Annotated in this window: 15 protein-coding genes; 9 read left to right on the top strand and 6 right to left on the bottom strand. The window is 54.9% G+C overall.

The window, feature by feature from the left end; genetic code table 11:
- Positions 1-451 precede the first annotated feature (451 nt).
- Positions 452-2,674: a hypothetical protein gene (locus OHL21_RS21205; RefSeq protein ID WP_263419305.1), complete on the top strand. Its 2,223-nt coding sequence runs from the start codon at positions 452-454 to the stop codon at positions 2,672-2,674.
- A gap of 31 nt (positions 2,675-2,705) precedes the next feature.
- Complete coding sequence (locus OHL21_RS21200; protein WP_263419304.1) at positions 2,706-3,707, top strand: HEAT repeat domain-containing protein; 1,002 nt, start codon at positions 2,706-2,708, stop codon at positions 3,705-3,707.
- 331 nt (positions 3,708-4,038) lie between these two features.
- On the opposite strand, the gene OHL21_RS21195 is transcribed toward OHL21_RS21200, so the two are convergent.
- The 5 genes from OHL21_RS21195 to OHL21_RS21175 all read right to left on the bottom strand — a co-directional run bounded on the left by OHL21_RS21195 (position 4,039) and on the right by OHL21_RS21175 (position 7,673).
- A complete protein-coding gene (locus tag OHL21_RS21195; RefSeq protein ID WP_263419303.1) occupies positions 4,039-4,770 on the bottom strand; it encodes a hypothetical protein in 732 nt (243 codons plus the stop codon).
- 211 nt (positions 4,771-4,981) lie between these two features.
- Entirely contained in the window at positions 4,982-5,872 is an 891-nt protein-coding gene (locus OHL21_RS21190; RefSeq protein WP_263419302.1) for an undecaprenyl-diphosphate phosphatase, read from the bottom strand.
- A 13-nt stretch (positions 5,873-5,885) separates the two neighbouring features.
- Positions 5,886-6,221: a hypothetical protein gene (locus OHL21_RS21185; protein WP_263419301.1), complete on the bottom strand. Its 336-nt coding sequence runs from the start codon at positions 6,219-6,221 to the stop codon at positions 5,886-5,888.
- Positions 6,222-6,345: 124 nt separating this feature from the next.
- The gene (locus OHL21_RS21180) at positions 6,346-6,768 is read right to left on the bottom strand and encodes a DUF6908 domain-containing protein (RefSeq protein WP_263419300.1); all 423 of its coding nucleotides are present in this window, start codon (positions 6,766-6,768) and stop codon (positions 6,346-6,348) included.
- Positions 6,765-7,673, bottom strand: a complete 909-nt coding sequence (locus OHL21_RS21175) for an ArdC family protein (RefSeq protein WP_263419299.1) — start codon at positions 7,671-7,673, stop codon at positions 6,765-6,767. The genes OHL21_RS21180 and OHL21_RS21175 overlap by 4 nt, the downstream gene beginning before the upstream one ends.
- Positions 7,674-8,148: 475 nt before the next feature.
- On the opposite strand from OHL21_RS21175, the gene tmpT reads away from it, so the two are divergent.
- Positions 8,149-8,778 carry a thiopurine S-methyltransferase gene (tmpT, locus tag OHL21_RS24600; RefSeq protein WP_399259072.1) on the top strand — a complete coding sequence of 210 codons (630 nt, stop codon included), beginning with the start codon at positions 8,149-8,151 and terminating at the stop codon, positions 8,776-8,778.
- 107 nt (positions 8,779-8,885) lie between these two features.
- Here tmpT and OHL21_RS21170 read toward each other — a convergent pair whose 3' ends face one another.
- A complete protein-coding gene (locus OHL21_RS21170) occupies positions 8,886-9,788 on the bottom strand; it encodes an alpha/beta fold hydrolase (protein WP_263419298.1) in 903 nt (300 codons plus the stop codon).
- A gap of 373 nt (positions 9,789-10,161) precedes the next feature.
- Here OHL21_RS21170 and OHL21_RS21165 point away from each other — a divergent pair, with 373 nt between their 5' ends.
- The 6 genes from OHL21_RS21165 to OHL21_RS21145 all read left to right on the top strand — a co-directional run bounded on the left by OHL21_RS21165 (position 10,162) and on the right by OHL21_RS21145 (position 19,638).
- On the top strand, positions 10,162-11,340 hold the full coding sequence (locus OHL21_RS21165; RefSeq protein WP_263419297.1) for an acyltransferase family protein: 1,179 nt from the start codon (positions 10,162-10,164) through the stop codon (positions 11,338-11,340).
- A 26-nt stretch (positions 11,341-11,366) separates the two neighbouring features.
- Positions 11,367-13,937 carry an NHL domain-containing protein gene (locus tag OHL21_RS21160; protein ID WP_449649508.1) on the top strand — a complete coding sequence of 857 codons (2,571 nt, stop codon included), beginning with the start codon at positions 11,367-11,369 and terminating at the stop codon, positions 13,935-13,937.
- A gap of 624 nt (positions 13,938-14,561) precedes the next feature.
- Positions 14,562-16,325 carry a hypothetical protein gene (locus tag OHL21_RS21155; RefSeq protein WP_263419295.1) on the top strand — a complete coding sequence of 588 codons (1,764 nt, stop codon included), beginning with the start codon at positions 14,562-14,564 and terminating at the stop codon, positions 16,323-16,325.
- 11 nt (positions 16,326-16,336) lie between these two features.
- Entirely contained in the window at positions 16,337-17,257 is a 921-nt protein-coding gene (locus OHL21_RS21150) for a hypothetical protein (protein ID WP_263419294.1), read from the top strand.
- A gap of 1,344 nt (positions 17,258-18,601) precedes the next feature.
- Positions 18,602-19,255 carry an HD-GYP domain-containing protein gene (locus OHL21_RS24595; protein ID WP_399259068.1) on the top strand — a complete coding sequence of 218 codons (654 nt, stop codon included), beginning with the start codon at positions 18,602-18,604 and terminating at the stop codon, positions 19,253-19,255.
- A gap of 98 nt (positions 19,256-19,353) precedes the next feature.
- Positions 19,354-19,638 (top strand): KH domain-containing protein, encoded by a 285-nt coding sequence (locus OHL21_RS21145; RefSeq protein WP_263419293.1) that lies wholly within the window; start codon positions 19,354-19,356, stop codon positions 19,636-19,638.
- Positions 19,639-19,660 lie beyond the last annotated feature (22 nt).

Genomic DNA, 19,660 nt, shown 5'->3' with positions numbered 1-19,660 from the left:
CTTCCTTGCTGTGTCCCATGTTTTCGTCTGAGCTTCACTGGGAGATAGTCAATGCAATTCGAACGTCATCCCCTGCCACGAGTTCTAGCTTTGGCTTTTTCTGCGGCTCTAATGCTTTCGCCGACCATCCAGTATGGCGCAGAGGCGCCCATTGGCCGCGAAGTATCGGTTGCGCATCACCTCAGTGATATCGAGACAAGACGGTTTAGTGTGAAGCAATGGATAGCAGGGAAAGGGGTTTGAGACAGAGATAGCAATCGTCAACCCTATCGCTCAATCGGTTCCTCTCAAACTGATTGTGCGCGATGAGGCGGGACAGCCTCTCGCTACCCGTGAGTGGAAGCAAGCAGCGCTATCCCAACAGAGAATTGCGGTGAAAGATCTTATTCCAAACATGCCTACCGCTTTGCGGCGGGGTTCCGTTCTCCTCGAGCCTCTGAACGCCGCCGCAATGACCGCCGCTGCCCAATTGTCAATCAGCTACAAAGACGAGCAGTCCACTTCCTTCATCGATGAGGAATTCGGGATGCCCGGATCACACAGCTCCCCCGTTCTACGGGGAATAGGACTTCCTGGACAAGGAAGGCCGGTTATAGGAATCGCAAGTACCACAGACCATGTCCAACATCTTACGGTCAAGTGCTTTTGGGGCGACCGTGTCGAAAGGGAAGCGCTGGAATTGATGGGAGACCACACGTGGATCGGTGCCCCGTGCCAGGCTTCTCAATTGGAAGAAAGCCTGAATCGGAATCTTGCCGATACTCCGTCGAAAGCCTTCGGTATAGAGATCACCTCTGACGGTCCAGCCGGGTCATTTTCGGCCTTTGGTATGACTACCAAGACCATATCGCGTGGTTCTTCGATCTATGCTGGGCTGCCATTCATCGATCCAGGGATGATGAAGTCGGGAGCAACGGTATTTCCCGGAGTATCCTCCGCAACACTGTTCGAAAAATCCGGTGTTGGTCCATCTGTGGTAACAGTAGCGAATTTTGCTAACCGGCCCGCCTCAGTCCATGTCGAATATATTTCCAACAGTTCGGGCAATGATGCCGGTAAGACAGAAACAATAAAGCAGCTGCAATTGGCGCCAGGGCAAACAGAGATCGTGCAACTTATTCCCCATCAACGTAGTACGTCGAATATGGATGGCTCTTTGATCGTAGGCTCCTCGTTGTTGCCAGGTGATGTAGTCGCAAATATCGGCTTGGCGTCCTCGAAATTTTCCGGTTATCTGGGTATTGAGGGGCACGATGCCACTACGCTCGAAAATGGCGGCAAGCACCCCTGGCAGCTTGGCAGTGAGAAAGGCGATGATGCGACACTCATACTGTTCAATAACAGCCCGGATAAACAATATTTTCCCGTGACGATTTCAAGTTCATCTCCTCTCTGGACGAAACAGGTTGAGATCCCCGCCATGTCCACACGTGAAATCAGCTTCAGAAAACTCGTTGAAAAAGGAACTCCGGATGACAAGGGCCGGCGGCTCAGTGCAGAGGTCAGAAGCGGTACTGTAACTTGGCATGCGCCCAAACCGCACAGTGGACGGGGGCGGTTAGTCGAAAGAAGCACCGCTCCATTCTCTGAACGCAGTTTCAGTTGTGTCGGTCAAGAGACGCTCTGCACTTATATGGGCAGCCTCTGGGTAGATACAGTCAATATCGCTGTGGGAGGCCAGGACTATCTCGGATATGCGTACAGCAATACCTGTCAGAGTGGTGATCCCTATTCGGGTAGCCCTTGCGGCGACTTCGATATGGGGGTCGAATACGACAATATCGCGGTGAATTGGTCTGGATGCAACCATGCCAGCGGCTGTTCGAGCTGGGGTATGGACAACCCGGTCCTCCTTCATGGGAGTTCTCCAGGACACGACGACATCTTCGTTCAGATGCAGGATCTCAGTGCGCCTGGGTGCTATGCCTACGCCCAAGGATATGCGAACGTAAAACCCACTATTACAGGAGACCAAAACCTGTGGTACTTCAATGGATATTCGCCGAGCAATTATTCCACGTCGATAACCTTGAACGGCAATGGCAGCGGTACATGGTCTGTTTCGCAAGCTGACTCCAAGGTACAGCTTTCTACTACGTCGGGATCATCTACGACAGTGACGCCGACTGGATCCTATTTCAGTACGTCGAACGGAGACGTTTCCATCACTCTGACTGTGGACGGCGTGACTTCCGATCCATTTACGCTAACGGTGAGAAGGCCGGATAGAGCGGTTTATGGATATACTTCCGACACTTGTGACGCAACCTTTGGCTTCATCTCAGCCATTTCTTACGCACTACAAGATCAAGTTCACGATCCACTACCTAACAGTATTGACGCAAACGAGTACTTCTCATCGGGTATCACAGCCGATTACGGAGGTACAAACTGGGTATTTACCAACCCGAATGGATACCAAACAAGCGGCAATACTCTCACAGACCTCATAAGCGGGATGAACTTAAACTATGCTCCATATGGTCCATGGAACCCGACCCCCAATTGCAATGCTTCAGATCCAACCAAGGTCCATCATCGTTCCCAACAGTTCTACGTAGGGAGTCAAGCGGTGGGAACGGGGACCCTCATCGACGCACAAATTCCGGGAACCGCCACCTTCACCAACACTCACCAAATTCAGAGGTACATTGGCCATGGAACCCATGAATAACAAGATTCTAGGACCAGCAAGGAGAGGCAATATGAGCAGGCGAATAGTATTCCTGATCCTCCTCGCCGGCATCACTATTGAATGCCGCAGCGTCATCGGCCGTCCCTTGAATCTAGACGAGCTCGTTGATTCCTCTGACACGATCGTGACTGGTGTTGCGACCGACGTACGTCTCCCTCTGGGTAGCCAGCCTTCGCAGGCCTCTCCATCTACTCCCGGGACCGGCACGGTTGCGATCGATGTCCAACAGATTGTAAAGGGAAGCGATGTACCATCGGCCATTACGGTTCGCTTCCCAGGTAATATGCCAATTCTGGGCCTCAAAGGCACAGTAGAAGGAGACTTTCGGGTTTATTTCCTGCATCGCTCCGGTACCGATTATGTCTTCACTTCTCCGTCCTATGCATCGCTGCCATTCCATAAAGGCACTTATGTGGCCCAAGATCCCGAGGAGACTATCGTCCAGGGCTTAGTGTCGACGATCGAAATGTCGTCTGATATGAGTAATCGCCTCTTGGCGATCCGCGCACTCGACACATCAAAGAAAACCATGGCTACAGAAGCGCTTCGAAAAGTGTCGAATTCGACAGAGCCCTCTGTTCATTTGAGCGTGGCCACAGCTTTGGTGAGGAGAAATGACGTCACAGCTCTGACCCAGATCGAGCGTGCGTTTGGAGATCCCAAGCAGATCCCAGCCAATCTATTGAACAATGCGAACGCTGCAATCCGGGAAGGTATCCATGACTCTTCAGCTATTCCCACCCTCCGCCGCTTACTCAAATCCGAGTCTCCTGTCACGAGAGAGGCTGCAGTGACTGCACTAATGCATACGAAAAGCGCCGCCGCAGTCCCCGCCTTAGTCGAAGCACTTGGGGATCCCGAGCGCGAGATCCAATTTGTTGCCGTTACCTCTCTGGGAGAAATCAACGGTTTCCAAAAGGCGAATCCATCGCGCGAGCAATTCTTCCGCGACAGCGCGAGTTACCTTTCTCGTTGGCGAACTTGGGCTCGCGACAACGGCTTCAGCGAGTGAGCGGCGGAGAAATTCAATCCAGATCAGATTGAACCGTCACCGGCTTTGGAACGGTGACCGTTCAGGCACGAGTGACGTTGCTAGTAGGGGGACCGTTTGTGGGAGGCGGGCCGCAGAGACAAAAACGCTGGTGGGCGTGCCGGTTCTCGGAATAGGGGAAGGTGCAGGAGGAGGAACTGGACTCCTGCCGCGCAGCCGGCGAGCGGGGCCGGAAGCCAAAGCGGGATGAGGGTTGAAGGGAGAAACCGAAGCGGTCTCTCCCTGCGCCGCGATCCGGGCAGGAAAACGCGAAGAGGCCGCAGGGTAGCGGCCTCCTCAAACGTCAGCGGTTCTAGGCCGCTTTCTTGGCCTGGGGCGGCACCTTGGCGGTTGGACCGGCTTCTTTCTTTGCCTTAGCCTTTGCTACAAACTCCGCTCGGACCTTCTGCGCGATGGTATCGGTGTTCACTTTATAGACCGTGGCCGCTTCTCGCAGGATGCTGGGAGCATTGCTCCGTGCAGCAGTCAAGACGATGGTCAGCTCTACCGCAACGCGGGAGAGGGTGCCTTCGTCGGCGCGGCGAAGATAGGCGGCGAAGAGTTTGCCGATAGGCTCGGCATCCTTCGACCGCTTGATGCCATGCTGTTTGGCAACGGCTTCGAGACGCGGTTCTCCGACAAGCTCCGCGAGATGCGCATTGATGAAGAGGAGATCGCGTTTCATCAGGCGCACCGGAACGGCGGCGCTGATGGCAGCGAGAATGCGAAGCCCGATCGTGTTGGCGATGGCCTCCTCGCGGCGGCGCTTCTCCTGCTCGGCCTTCCATTTCTCCTCATCGTGGTCATTGCGTTGGGGCTTGGGATGATGCACGGGGCAAGCGGAATTGGTGCACACCTTCCGCAACGTGCCGACTTCCGAACCGTCCGTCACGATCGCTTCCGTGGTGAACTTGCAGGCCTTGAACTCTGGCCGTTTCGCCTCCTCCTTGTCGGCAGGGCTCTGTGCGCGAATCTCCGTGTACTTGTTGCGCGGCAATGTCACGCTGCCTTCCGGCTGCTGCCCGTAGGCCGTGCTGATTTGCACGAGCGTGGGTCGTTCCGAGATGGTTTTGGCAACATGCGCGGCCACTTTCGATTGGTAGCAGGTTGGATCGGTGCATTATGTGGAATCTGGGCAAATTGCAAGTCGTTCCTGCTGGCTCCTCTTCGCCGCCTAGACGGCGTGGAGACTCTGCACTGACATATCGGATCTCTACGACAACAGAGTTTGGGGTCAAGAAGAGCTAAGGTCGTTGCTAATAGCCAAGGTGGTGAAGGTAGAGCACCACAGCTGAGGCAACGAGGCAGTAGATGCCAAACAGATACCATCTGCCATTTTCCAGCCAGTTGGAAAGCCACTTCAAGGCGAGGAGACCGGCTAAGAATGCGAACACCGCACCGAGGAGGGCCCGAAGCAGGACCGAATGAAGGTCTATTGGATGACCGGCCGCGGCCGCTACATGTGATGCTTTGAGCAATCGCAGGAGTTCTCTCCCCACAACCGGCGGAGTGAGAATCACAGCGAGGGCAAAACTGAATCGCTCTGTGCGAATGCGACTGGCGCCTGCTAGAAGGCCGGTTGAAATCGTTGCGCCGGAACGAGAAAAGCCACGAAATGGTAGACATAGACCCTGGATTGCGCCTATCCATCCAGCTTGACGCAGGTTAAGTTCTGGATTTCTTGCAACATCGGCTGCTGCGGAGACGCGTTGTCGTACCTCCTTCAAGCCGGCAGCAATAATGATCACTCCAGCCGCAAAAAGCGCTGCGCCTACTATATCCAATCTTCCGAATAGGTCTTCGATTTGTGAGGCTGGCGCACCTTTCCACGCCATCTTCTGAATCAACATGATCGTCGGGTAGCCAATAAGCATGGTTAGAAATGTCGCCCAGACGGCGTTAACCACGAAAGACCGAGTCTGGCTTTCCGATTCGAAATAGGTATTTCTCCATGCATTCCAAAAGTAGGCGATCACGGCAAACATGGTGCCGGTGTGCAACATGACAAGAACAAGAGTCATTTGCGGCGACGAAGGATCGAGGCCCAAGAGCTTTTCGGCGACAATGACGTGAGCTGAACTCGAGACTGGAAGAAGTTCTGCCAATCCCTGTACCACGGCAAGAATGATCAGTTGGACAAGCGTCATACGACCATCGTATCTAACCGGCACTGTCAAGAGGTGCTTCTGCAACTGTGTCCGAAAGCTCCTGCGGCCTGAGCGATGTAATTTGCACCAGATCGGTGCCAATCTGGCGTGGTGTTGGTCCTGCAGGCGTAGGGATATCCGTCAATTTCGACAGAAGGTTTTCGTAGGCAGCAACGCCGTCTTCGACGGCTGCCTGCTCTGCCTCGCCGAGTGGGATTTCCTGATGCAGACGCAGCCGATGAATCTTGCCCTCCAACAGCAGAGCCGCCGTGGACTCTTTCGGCATGTAGAAATCGCACTTCGCGGCGCGGGTTGGTCTTCGATTCGGAGAGAAGCGCGAGAGAGACATTGCGGTATTCCGTAGCGTGGATGACTTGGGTTTCCATGATGCTGTGCTCCTTTCGAGCAGTGAACGAGTGGAAGGAGGCGGAGCGGAGACATACCGGGCATGGTTCCGCTCCACAGGAGCGGGACTAGCCACGAATGGATTTGTCGGTGAAGGCTTTCAGGAAGCCCTGACGGCTGAGGCTGGTATCCCACATCGCAGCAAACGATTCATGCTGCGCGTGCAACGCCGGAAGGGCGATGTAATGGCCATCCACAATGCGACGGGACCACTGCTCGACGGCTACGTAGTCATTTCTCCAGAAGTAGGCATCGAGGCTGACTGCTGCTCCGTTCAACGGCCTTACGACCTCGAAGCACATCTCCGGATCGCGCATCAGGTCGCCATTCCGTTCGCCGTAGTGCGCGACCGAGATTGCGGGCAATCCCAGGGGGCCTGGCTCCGGCGTGGCCTCAATGACCAACGCCATGTAGGGAGGGTTTTCGATCTTGAGATAGAGGCTGTGCCTCCAGCCTCCGGCCTTCTGCAAGATTTCGAGGATGGTTTTCATGCCGCCACCTCCGCGAGTTCCTGAGCTTCGGCGGCGGCTGACTCCTCTTGCTCGTCCGCGATAGGCGGCTCCAACGCTGCAAGGATGACGGCGGCGGTCTGCTGAATCACTTCCAAGCTCTCCGCCAGCAGGGAAGCATTGCCGTGGTACAGGTGGATGTAGTCGGCGGATGCGGAACCCGTCACCAAACCGACGGCCTTGCCCACGACAAAGGCCACGGCTTCGGCTTCGGTTTCGCGTACCGTCTTGGTCGTGGCGGTGCGGCGTTCTGCCTTATGCAGTAGTTCGTGCGCCGTTTCGTGTACCAACGTCGAAAACTCTTCGGCCTTGGACTGTCCCGGCAGGATGGCAATCCGTCCGCCGTAGCTCATGCCGAGGGCGGGAGCGATCTTCTCGTTGTAGACAAGCGTGATGCCGCGCGAACGAACAAACGCGGCCAGCCGCTCCGAGTTCTCGCCGGGGTCGCCGGAGATCCCGCGCATCTCGGGGAGCTCTGCGCCTTCGGTCTGCGAAACGTCGAAGACGTAGGCATTGCGGAACCCGACTAAGACGCGCTCGTTCTGCTTGGTGACGTCCTTGTTGGCTTCCTCGTCCTGCTTGCGCCGCACCCCGACGATGGGAGCCAGAATGCGGATGCCTTTCTGTCCGGCCTTCACACTGCGGCCAAGCTGTTTCCACGTCCAGAACCCTGCAACGCGGGTCGCCGTCGGCATCTGCCGCGCGATCTCCAGCACATTCCCAAAGGAATAGGTATGGAAGCGGCTCATGGCGGTGAGGTAGTTGGTGAGAGCGTCGGAGTGTCCAGCCTCCAACTGCTCAATCAAGAGCTTGATGTTGGCGGTGATGAGTTCTTGCTTGGTGTTGGGCTTCTTGCTGTCGATGGGGGTTGCGGCTGCGCTGGTCATGATGTCTGCTCCTTGTCGGCTGTGGCTTTTGCACGTCCGCGTTGAAACGCGGCATGTACATGCCGAACGCCTCCTGGCGAAGGCGGGGGTAGCAAACGGAAGGGTCTCTGAGCGAAGCTTTTTGGGGGGACCGCTCGCGGGGGAGCCAAAACCCGGAGGGCAGATGGCCTTGGAGAGCGCGATCGGGGCAGAGCCCCTTAGCGAGGTTTGTCTTCCTTTACAGCGTGCGCAGCACGCAAAGACATGAGGGCCGGCGTTGCGGGCAGGAATGAGACTGTTACGAAACTCCTAAACCCCTTCGCTCCAAATGTAGGAGCGAATCACCTGCGATTTCCCGATACCGATCGCTCGGTGAGTGACTCGGCGATTTGGCACCAACCCAGAGCATCCCTGACGAGAAGCGCGTTTATGAGGACATATGCCCGACTTTGTACTCGATAAGAGAGAATGGTAACGAGGGAGGTAAGCCGGGCAGATGGATCAACAGTTTTGGCAAGACAAGTGGGCGAGCAATCAGATCGCGTTTCACAATGCTGAGGCACATCCATTGCTGGTCCGGAACTTCCGTGCTCTGGGACTACGGAGGGAGGCTCACATTTTCGTGCCTCTCTGCGGCAAGAGCAAGGATCTGAATTGGCTAGCTCAGCAAGGCTATCGCGTTACCGGCGCCGAACTGAGCAACCTCGCAGTCAATCGGTTCTTTCAGGAGCTAGGGGAACAGCCTACAGTGTCGTGTGGTTCCCTGCAACGCTACGAGGGAGGTGGATTCGTGCTCTTCCAAGGCAGCATCTTCGATCTCACTCCGGACCTTCTCGGCCCCGTCGATGCCGTGTACGATCGGGCAGCTTTAGTCGCCCTGCCGGCAGGTCTACGCGACGAATATGCGAGCCATTTGACAAGCCTAACGCGAGCGCAGCGGCAACTTCTGATCTGCTATGAGTACAACCAAGCTTGCGCTGAGGGGCCACCTTTTTCCGTGCCGGAAGACGAAGTAAAGCGGTTGTATCAAACGACCTTTGCAATAGAGCTTTTGGAGAATCAGAGGGTGGAGGGAGGCCTGAAAGGCCGTTGTCCCGCTACGGAACCTGTTTGGCTCCTTCGGTAACGACAAGTCCGCTCGTATTTGTCAATATGGCTTAGCGATGGGCGTTTGTCGTTACCGATCCTGCCCGCAAGCGATCCTGATCTATCTCCTAGGAAGTCGCTTCACATCTAGGGCACGGTGGCGATGAAGTCGTTCATCGCTGACAGCACCTCGGCCTCATTCGAAAGAAATACGGAGTGGTTGGCGTTCTTCAGACGTACGACCGTGGCTGAGGGATTGGCCTTCTCGAAGGCTGCGCTTTGGGCCTCTTTGTTGTGGCCAGGGTCCATCTCGTAGATGGCGAGCAGACGGACTCCGTCGTCGAGATGCGGGAACTGCCGCTCTCCGTTGAAGATGCCCTGGCTTGCGAGAGAGTGATTCTTCCAAGATCCCACGGAGCCGTCGGGGTTGGCGTTGAGCTGCTGACGAAGCTCGGCTTCAGGAAGGGGCATGTCACCGTTGCGGACCCGCCAATCGCGGTACGCGGCAAAGGTGGCGCGATCGGCTGCGGTGGGGCCTGAACTTCGAGGCTGCGGCGCGCTGCTGCGTGGCTTTTCGTTTTCGGCCAGAAAGCTGCGGAGATCGCGCTCGTACGCGGGCATGTCAGTTTCGAGGAGCTGCCGGGCGACGGCCAGACCATCGGGTGGCTGGTGGGAGAGACGCTCGATCTTGCGTTGGACCGCCAGGCTATCGAGGTTCATATCGCCCAGTTCGGGGCTGTAGAAAGCGAAAGAGAGTGCTGCGTCGAGATAGATTGCGGCGGCGATGCGCTGGGGATGGCGGGTGACGATGTCGCTGAGTTCTTCACCGGCGATCGAGTGCCCAGCCAGGATGGGCTTCTCCATCTGCAAGGCATCAAGAACGGCGACGACATCATCGCCGACCTGTGATGGTGCCAGACGTGGATACGCCTCAAGAATTTTCTCGATAGGTGTGCCGTTATCGAAGAGCGCGGCTACTTGGTGGACGGGAATGCGGGTTCCACGGATGACAGGCGTTCCGCCCAAGATTTCAGGGTCTTCAACGACCATCTCTTCGGCTTGTGTGAGCTTCTTCAGCCGCTCGTCGACTGGAAGCTATCGATCGACTCGCTGCGGCGCGTTGGACAGTAGATGAGTGTGAAGGGAACGATCACCCTCCCCAACTCTCCTAGACCCCAGCGTAGTTACCCGACTTTAAAGGACAACTCAGGAGAAGTGTATGCAGGGAAGAAGGATTTCCTTCCTGTGTGCACTGCTGTTGCTCGCGTCTGCGTTAGATGAAAACACTATGTCTTCTAGTAGCAGCGGTTATTGCGTTTCACGTCAGAGCGCATAGGGTGCACGGTCCGTGAACTTTCAGTGACAAATGTGCTTTCGATCGTCTTTAGACTCCAGAGGCACTAAGTCTTCGGTCGTGAAGCCAATGCCTGATCAAACTCGGTCCCCCCTGCAGCGCCTCATTGGCGAGAGCAACCTGCATATTCCCGCGCTCGATGGAATTCGGGGAGTCGCAGTTCTCCTCGTGCTTCTCGCTCACTCTGGCTTCGACAAGGTTCTCCCGGGCGGACTCGGTGTCACCGTATTCTTCTTTCTCAGCGGCTTCCTAATCGCCATGCGTCTCCAAGACGAGCATACTGCCACCGGGCGTATATCTCTTTATCGATTTTGGGTGAAACGTGGGCTGAGGATTGTTCCCGCCTTGTATGTGGTTTTGGCTTTAGTCTGGATTCTGGAGCGCATTAGCAAAAAATATCCCGTGGGATCACCTGGGGCCTATTTTGCCGACCTCGCATTTACTGCGAACTACCATTCGTTATTGAACAGAAATGCTAGCTTGCGCCAACCCGGACCCGGTCTGGACGTACTGTGGTCGCTCGCGATCGAGATGCACTTTTATCTGGTCTTTCCTCTGCTTTATAAGGCATTTCTTGCGCGAGGCATGGATTGGAAGAGACAATCCCAGATTCTCGTATTGCTTTGTGTCTTGGTACTCGGTTGGCGAATGTTCCTTGTTTCGTTCGTCCACACCAATATCGGCGATGGCCCCAAATGGACCTATTTAGCGACAGATTGCAGGATAGACAACTTGCTTTTGGGAAGCGTACTGGCGCTGTGTATTGGCGAAGCACCGCAACGATGCACTGCGCATTCCAATGGACGGTGGGCGCTCCTAGGTGTCGTTGGGCTCTTGATGTCGCTATTGTTTCGAAATCCCGTTTTCCGTGAGACGCTTCGATATACGCTACAGGCGAGCTGCCTTCTGTTGATCTTCAACTATTGCATTACTGCATCTCGATCAAGAGTCGTGATGGCCCTTACAAGTAGGCCTCTTCGCCGGATCGGCGAGCTCTCCTATGTGATCTACCTCACGCATCATGTAGTTTTGGTGCGCACCTGGTTTTGGACGCCTAATGCTGTGGGACGGGCCGTTGTCGCGTTGATATTCTCCATCTTCATTGCCGTGCTAATGGAGCGTTTTGTTGAAAAGCCCGTAAAGCGGTGGCGCCTGAACTTTGACCGGTTTGGCTCAGTTCAAGAAAGGGAAAATATCTGGAAAGGTCATCAACACGAAGGCGGTATTTCCGGAGAGACAAACATCTGACATTTTGATGACAACTGCATTCTGAAATGCCAGATAGGCTCTCATTCGTTCCAGTTATTCTGAGTTGCATTTGGAGCTCTAATGAGCGGCTTGCTGAGTCGTCTGTCCGTCCTTGTCTTGTTCTGCCTTTGTGTTCTGATAACGCATACAACTTACGCGCAAACCTTTCCGGCGCCTGGTACCATCACCACGATTGCGGGCAATGGTGCAACGGGGTATTCGGGCGACGGAGGAGCAGCCATCAATGCGGCGAATGGTTTCCCGAACGGTCTTGCCGTAGATCGACAAAACAATCTTACATCGTTGGGCAGGGAATTAACGTCGTCCGTAAAGTAGACTCTAACGGCGTCATCACTACCGTGGCCGGCACAGGGGCTCCCTGCTCCGCTCCCACGGCGGCCTGCGGCGATGGTGGTGCGGCTACTTCCGCCCAACTGAAGACACCGACGGCAGTAGCAGTAGATCTTGCCGGGAACATCTACATCGCAGACACGGTTAACCAACGTGTCCGAAAAGTCGATACCACCGGGCAGATCTCAACCATTGCTGGGACAGGAAACACCTCTGGAGCAGGATGTGTTTCAACCTCTGACGTCTGTGGCGATGGCGGGTTGGCAACCCAGGCGATGTTGCATAATCCCGAAGCCGTTCAAGTGGACCAGCACGGAAACGTCTACTTCTCAGATTCTTTCAATCAGAGGATCCGCCGTGTCTCAGGCACCACCGGGATCATCACGACAATCGCTGGAAATGGTACGACAGGTTCAAGTGGCGATGGAGGCCAGGCAACCTCCGCTACCTTGAATAACCCATATGGGATGGCGCTCGATCCAGCCGGATTCTTGTACATCTCAACCACTGGAGACAACCGGGTCCGAAAGATTGACTTGACTACCGGAATCATCACCACTGTTTCCGGAAATGGAGCCACGGGATACGCTGGGGACGGTGGACTGAGTACATCTGCCACCTTGAACAGCCCAAATGGGATAGCGGTGGATGCCGCCGGAAACGTCTTCTTTTCCGATTTCGCGAACCGAGTCGTCCGTAAAATTGCGGCGACAACAGGGATCATTTCGACGGTTGCAGGTAATGGCTCCAATGGTTTCGGGGGAGATGGAGGAGTAGCCACAGCGGCAACTCTTGCAGGCACAAGCGGACTTGCACTTGATTCTTCCGGCAATCTCTATATGTCGGATACGCTAAACAGCCGCGTACGTGAGGTCATCGCAGTCGGTGCAACAGGATGTTCCGTTCCCAACGCAATTTGCACGATCGCAGGAAACGGTGCCACAGGGTATAGCGGGGATGGAGGTGCGGCAACCTCCGCCAGCCATACAAGCCCGGCGGGGCTTGGCGTAGATGCATTCAATAACGTCTACGTGGCTGGAATTGGAGTCAACGCCGTTCGGAAGATATCAACCTCCGGAACGATCACTACGGTTGCGGGAGGATCGACGGCGTGTCCGTCGCCAACGGCTACTTGTGGCGATGGCGGGCCGGCCATCAACGCTCAACTCAATACTCCAACGGCTGTCGCCTTCGATGGTGCAGGCAATCTGTTTATTGCAGACACCGTGAACCAGCGTATACGAAAGGTTGATGGGTCGGGAATCATTACAACCGTGGTAGGCAATGGAAACACTTCGGGCACTGGATGCACGTCGACATCCGACGTTTGCGGTGATGGCGGTCCTGCACAACTGGCCTACGTGCACAATCCCGAGGCGGTGCAGGTTGACTTGCAGGGCAACCTCTACTTCTCCGATTCGTACAATCAACGAATTCGCAAAGTCGATCCGTCCGGTACGATCACAACCATTGCGGGTACCGGGGTGGCAGGGTCCAGCGGGGATGGAGGTGCGGCCGTTTCTGCCACGCTGAACAATCCCTATGGAATGGTGCTTGACCGTGCTTCTGGGTACCTCTACATCGCAACCGCCGGAGACAATCGCGTACGTCGGGTGAACCTCGCCAGCAATGTCATAACGACCGTGGCTGGGACAGGGGCGGCCGGCTACTCGGGGGATGGTGGCGTAGCGACCTCCGCTACGTTGAATAGTCCGAATGTCCTTTCGGTTGACGGGATGGGCAATCTTTACATAAGCGATTTTCAGAATCATGTTGTGCGGGAGGTGAACAGCTCGAATGGTGTTATTCACACTCTTGCAGGTAATGGTTCGAATGGATTCAGTGGGGATGGTGGCAACGCGTTAAGTGCATCTCTCGCGGGTGCCGGAGGCCTTGCGGTTGATAAATTCGGCAATCTCTACATCTCCGATACATTGAATAACCGCGTTCGACGTATGGCGCGTGGTGACAACCTGATTGTCTCAAGTGCCTCTTCGACCGTAAGTGCCGCCGTGGGAGACTTGCTCGAGATCAATGGGCAAGGCTTCGGCTCCACGCAAGGGGGCAATACGATCACAATTGGCGGGGTCACGGCTTTAGTCATCTATTGGAGCAGCTCACGGGTTGTCGCAATCATTCCGGACGGGGCTGCGAACGGAACTGCTCAGCTGACGGTTGGAGGCAGCACGACCAACGTGTCGTTCGATCTTTCCCAGTCCGGCAGCAGTTCCAACTCCTGCAACTAGCAACCTAATTCATCTCGCAACGCGGAGCTTTCATTCATGCGAATCGAAATACGCTATTGGTTGTGCGTATCCCTCTGTGTCTTCACCGCTATGCCACTATTTGGGCAACAGCCTCGGCAACGAGCCGCAATCCCCCCAAACCATGTTTATCATCATTTATTTCGATACATCGTCCATCTAGAGAGCCTACGCGGCCAAGGAGCCGACAACACTCTCATTGCGGTCCTCTCTAAAAAAACACTTGAAACAAGTGATAGCGAAACTCTACAGCTGAGACGAGAAGCTAGGCTGTACGAGACCGAAATTGAGATAGTTGACCGTGAAGCTCAAGCGATTACGCGCGCGACAAGGAATCGTTATCCTCAAGGGCGTCTGTCGCCTGGCGAGGCCGCACCCGCGGTCCCTCCGATTCTTCTAGCTCTTCAGCAAAGAAAAGAGAGCATCCTTGCCCACCATATCGATAATCTCAAAGCTTCGTTGGGAAATAGTCGATTTGCAAATTTGGATCAGAATCTCGCCAATCGGTTTCTCCCGAAGATTCACCTTCAACAGCTACCCCTTCCGACCAGGCCTTCTGGGCCAACGATTCGCAACAGCGATCCCATGGCCCACTAGGAGAGACAAATGAAAATCAAGAATTCTCTATGGTCGTTTCTTCTGATTTTGTTGTGCGGGTCTATTGCTCACTCGCAGTCTGTTGAAGGCATCTCATATATCGAATATGACCCGAGCAATCAGCAAGTGATCACTTACTCCGCGACGGATCTTGACTACGTTGCCGCATATTATTACGACCCCGTTGTTGCGGGGGCGCTTTATCAGTCCGATGACTGGAACAGCCCTATAAAAGAAGGAAGCGCAAGCGGGAATTGGGGGTGTGGCCCTTCTCAGGGGGATCCACTCGGCGATCCAGCAGCATCCGCGTGCGCCTGGGGATATATGAATGCATCGGCAGTATCCGGCGATGACTACGGTCTTGCTTCCGATCACTACATTCAGTGCTATTACCAAACTGGGACCTACGATACGTATGGCAACCCAGAGTACAACGACTACTTTGGATATTTCGCAAATGGTACGGATTATTCTGAGGGAGGGGGAGGAGAGTCCTATCCAGATCCAGGGTATACGATATACGTGACGACCCAATTGATCTATGTAGGCACGACTGTAGTCCAGATCTCGACCTACGATCAAACGCCCATCATCCATTCAGTATCGCCGCCCGTTATCCCGGACGGTACGACGTCGACGGTCGTTGTTGCTGGTGAGCACTTTGGTGCATTCCCGTCGCTCAATTTTCCCGATACTGCGGGCATGTCTATTTCCTACTCCTCCCGATCCGATACGTCCATTACTGCGCAAATTACGCCAAACGGCCAAGAAGGAACTCATGCCGTCGAAGTCGTATCTACAGGTTTTGGAGGGTCGGGATTCTTATCCGCGAACGGTACCACGAGCCAGAGCCCTGCTAGCACTCTGACTGTTGCGGGAAGCCCCTGTACATGGCAGATCGTTGCGGAGCAGACCCTCTATCACATCAATTCCGGTTCTAACTACAAAACCGCAACGATTCCGATATCTGTCAGCACCACGCCGAATGCATCTTGCCCCGGTGCGGGAACAGTGAATTGGACCGTTACGACCGTGTATGCAACGTCTGCCCACAAAGGTGCTTCTCAAGCACCCCAACATCAATTCACGTCCTCTCTGAACCAAACGTACAATTACACTACTTTGGCTGGAGAAGGTGGCCAGCTCACGTTCAAAGCGAGTTTCTCGAGCAACGGAGCCACACTCTCAAAATCGAAGACAGTTTTGGTGGACGGTACGGGGATTCCTGTTGCCTCGGTGAAAAGTCTTTTGACCGCCGACTATTCAGCTGGAGCAGGCGGCACGCCAAATCTGTTCCGTGGAGTGGCGTGCACGGAGAGCAAATTCAAGCAGTTTAGCACCACTACTTTGCTCTCCGACGGTGCAACATCTGTTCCGTTGGTTCTTTACGGAGTCAACGCCTGTTGGCCGAACGAAAGCTTTGGCGGCGGATCCCATATCGGTATTGGCATGGTGAAAACGTCAATGACATATGCCTACGACTGGACTGCGAATGCAAACTCAGCGATCAACGATGTATTCGCCTGGGCCAAGGGGCGCGCTGACACCTACATCGCCAACACTCGTCAAAGCCATCCAAACCTGCCGCAGCCAACGGCTCAGCAAAAAGAGGACATGGCGTTGATCTACTATCGATGGGGCGCGGCTGTGCTCGCGAATACGTATTGGGTTGTAAACCCTAGCGGCAATGGGTGGATGAAAAACACCAACGCAACCTATACGGCATATACCGACGGCGTGCGCAATAATCTACAAAATCCGACCTGCAACTGAAAGGAGTGTTTATGTTGAAATCAACTGGCTTAATCCTTGCAGCTGCAGCATTCGGTCTTATGCTTTTGCCCGAGGCCCTCGCTGCTGAGGATAACCTTATCCGCGAAATCCATGTCAGCGTGCCACGCGTACCATTCGCGTGGCCCGAGACCACCTCAGGGATAACGATCACCAAGGTCCAAGTCACAGATCTTTTACGGGCAGTTGATCGGGAGGCCGCGCTTAAAGATCCGCTGCTCGATGACGGAGGAGACCTCTCTGTCGAGTCTTATCAGTTTACGAAGCTAGATGATGGGGCACCCTTTTTGGTAGCGGTAACCGATTCATCACCTGCTCGCCGCTACGATGAAATTAGCCTTTTGCGATGTGTCGGAGTGGAATGTGAGCTATCGACGCTGAAATCCGAGGCTCCCATCGATTTGAATCGTCAGATCGTGACGGCCGACCAAGGGGGGAAAAAGGAAATATTGATCAAACGTTGCGTGTGCCTGAATGGCGAGATAGCGCCGGGTATATTGGGATTCTTGTATGGCGTGGAGGATGGTAAAGTCCGAGACGTTAGCGCGAGTCATCGAGAATACTTTCAATCCTCCGTCTTACCTGATGTCGCCGCGAAGATGGCGAAAATTCGCACTTCAGCGCTGGAACCAGAGCGAGATCAAAAATTGAATGAGTACATATATGCCCAGCGCGAAATGGAGAGACGCGTCCTGGGAGACCACCTCGCAGGGTTGACGGAGGCCCAACAATGGGAAACCTCCCCTGACGAGGACGTGCAAGCTCTCGCAGTGGCGACATTTGAGAAACTCGACTCGCCTTCAGCGGATACTGCTCTGGAACGAATCGCGAAACGAGGCTCTTTGCGAATTCGAGAACGAGCACAACAAGCCTTATCGAAGAGAAGAACTGAAAAGCCAGACTTGGCGCGCTGATGTTCGGAGGTTGGCGAAGCGGTAAAAGCGCGCCAAAGTGGGGACCAGCTCAATTGTCGTGACAGCGTCACGACAATTGGAGCTCATTAGGAAAGGCTTAGGCAAACTGTATCATCCGGCGTAGGTTCTTCTGGGAAGAGCCCCTCAGCCATATTCTGCAACTAATTGTCGCGACGCTGTCACGACAATTGGCTTGAGGCGGAGATCGCCGATGGTTCCGTTTGGCTTACGGAATTGATTGTCTGCATCAATTTTCTTTTAGGGTACGACTCGGGTACGTCAGTGGAAATCATGTATATCCCCTCTGCTTTCAGTAGCAGTGAATCCCTGGGGGATCGAAGCACTTGAAACTGGATTATGGCGCCGCTGTCCACAAGATTCTTAGAACTCCTCCGCACAACTCTAGGGAGAGTTGAGGCCCACGCTGGCCTGACGTCAGATGACCCGGCCCTGCTTGAACTCAAGCGCTCGCTCGTCCGCCATGTCGCCACTATGGAAACTGCGTCCGAGAACGCCGACGATGGCCATCCAGACCTCAGCAAGAGTGCTTAAGCTTCCGAATTCCGGCGTCGGGATTTCTAGGCTCTGTCCTGGCTCATGTCAGAGGTCCTGATGGGGGTCACGGATTGGCTGGCAGGAACAGCGGCGCAATATGCGTGGGATTTGGAGCCGGATGATGGCTAAATATTCGCCCTATGCTCGGCTAGCGGTATCCCCTCCCGCTCGAGATGCCGAGCGTCCAAAATCAGTGACTTCCTGATAAGTCCGGAACCCAAAACGCAGTGCAACTTTCACGTCGGCGATAGGGTGCACCGAGACGGGACCAAGGGCGTCTGGTGCATCGACTGGATCTCCAAAGATGGGCGCTTAGCCAACCTTACGATGGTGGACGCTGATCTTATATGGCCCTGCTTCCCGACCGAACGTTTGACTCTGGCGAAGACATAGCGTTGCGAGCGTGATGCGGCAGGCCCCAGAAATGGGAACGTACGGGTGTAATCGCGCTGGCCGTGATTCCATACCCCCTGCCGCATCGGCCATCGCAGGTCACCCGGTCCCCTTCGCCTCCCACGGTTCGGGTACCGATTACGACCCTTTCCTTCGAAGGCCTCCGGCAGCATTGCGTCGCTGAACGGTTTTAGAGATGATGAGATGGGCCGGTTACGCACCGTCCTGGGGTGTGGAAACCCCTGCAAAGCAATGAACGCGCTGCATTGGCGCGTAGAGGACTCCCTTCGCCTTTGCGTCGGGGAGCCTGTGACGTATGTCCAGGCCCCTAAAGCTAAAGGTCACAGGAACCGTGCTTTGCCGGTTTTCCAACTCCCCGACTTGGGTATATAGGGTGTGTTTGCGGGGGCGTACCGCAGACATTGTTCCCCTGGCCCCTCCGAGGAGCAGAGTCTGACCCCTCTTCATCTCAAACCCGGTTTGTTCGGTCTATCCCATTGGGCGGCAATTGCACACTCGCACGATCTTGGTCTTGCCAGCCACTTGAGCGCCGTCGCCCAACTGACTGTCCAATTTTCGGACTACCTAGGTTGTTCGAGTAAGGAGCAAAGAGTACTTCGACGTGCCGCCTTTCTTCACGATATCGGCAAAATTAGGGTTCCGGCTCCCTTGTTATGCAAACCAGGAAAGCTGACAGGGAGGGAATTGCAGATTATGCAATCTCACCCTTGGCTAGGCTATGAACTTCTAAGCCGGGCCGGAGAATGGAACGAAGTCGTTTTGACTGTGGCCCGAGATCATCATGAACGGCTCGACGGGAGCGGGTATCCGCGAGGCATCGGCGGATCGGAAATCGGGTTCCGAGTACGGCTCATTACGATTTGCGATGTATATTGCGCGATGACAGAAGAAAGGCCCTACGCGGAAACGATGTCCTGGAATCTGGCGTTGGAACGCATGTCTCAGAAGGGGACCCGGCTTGACATGGATCTGTTGGATGCGTTCTCAACAATGATCACGTGCCACCATTCCCATCGTGGTACCTGGTGATCTTCGGCCTCTGCGGGTATCTCCGCGTGGGAGGGCATATTCAATCCGGGCCGAAACAGAGGCTCTGCCTCTTGAGAGCAGTTCAGGAGTGATAAATCATGACGACAATTTCCCGGCCTATGCGCAAGGATGAACAATCGATCCCGCAGCTCGTCCACGAGATTGTCGGCCATCTGGTAGACGATGAAGCCGCTATCCGAGTAGAGTGTTTGGACGGCAACGAAGGTGTCACGATGCTCAATGTTCATGTCGCTTCGTCCGACACCGGTAAGCTCATTGGCAAACAGGGCCGCACCGCGCGTTCGTTGCGCACCATCCTTTCGGCGGTCAGTATGAAATTGCACCACCGCTACGCACTTCATATCGAAGAAGACGAGTCGTAACTCAAACCCGGATGTACGGGAA

Origin of the sequence: Terriglobus albidus, from assembly GCF_025685425.1 — a bacterium.
GTDB classification, from domain to species: domain Bacteria; phylum Acidobacteriota; class Terriglobia; order Terriglobales; family Acidobacteriaceae; genus Terriglobus; species Terriglobus albidus.
The sequence above is the reverse complement of the archived record's forward strand: the minus strand, read 5'-3'. Positions and strand labels throughout refer to the sequence as shown.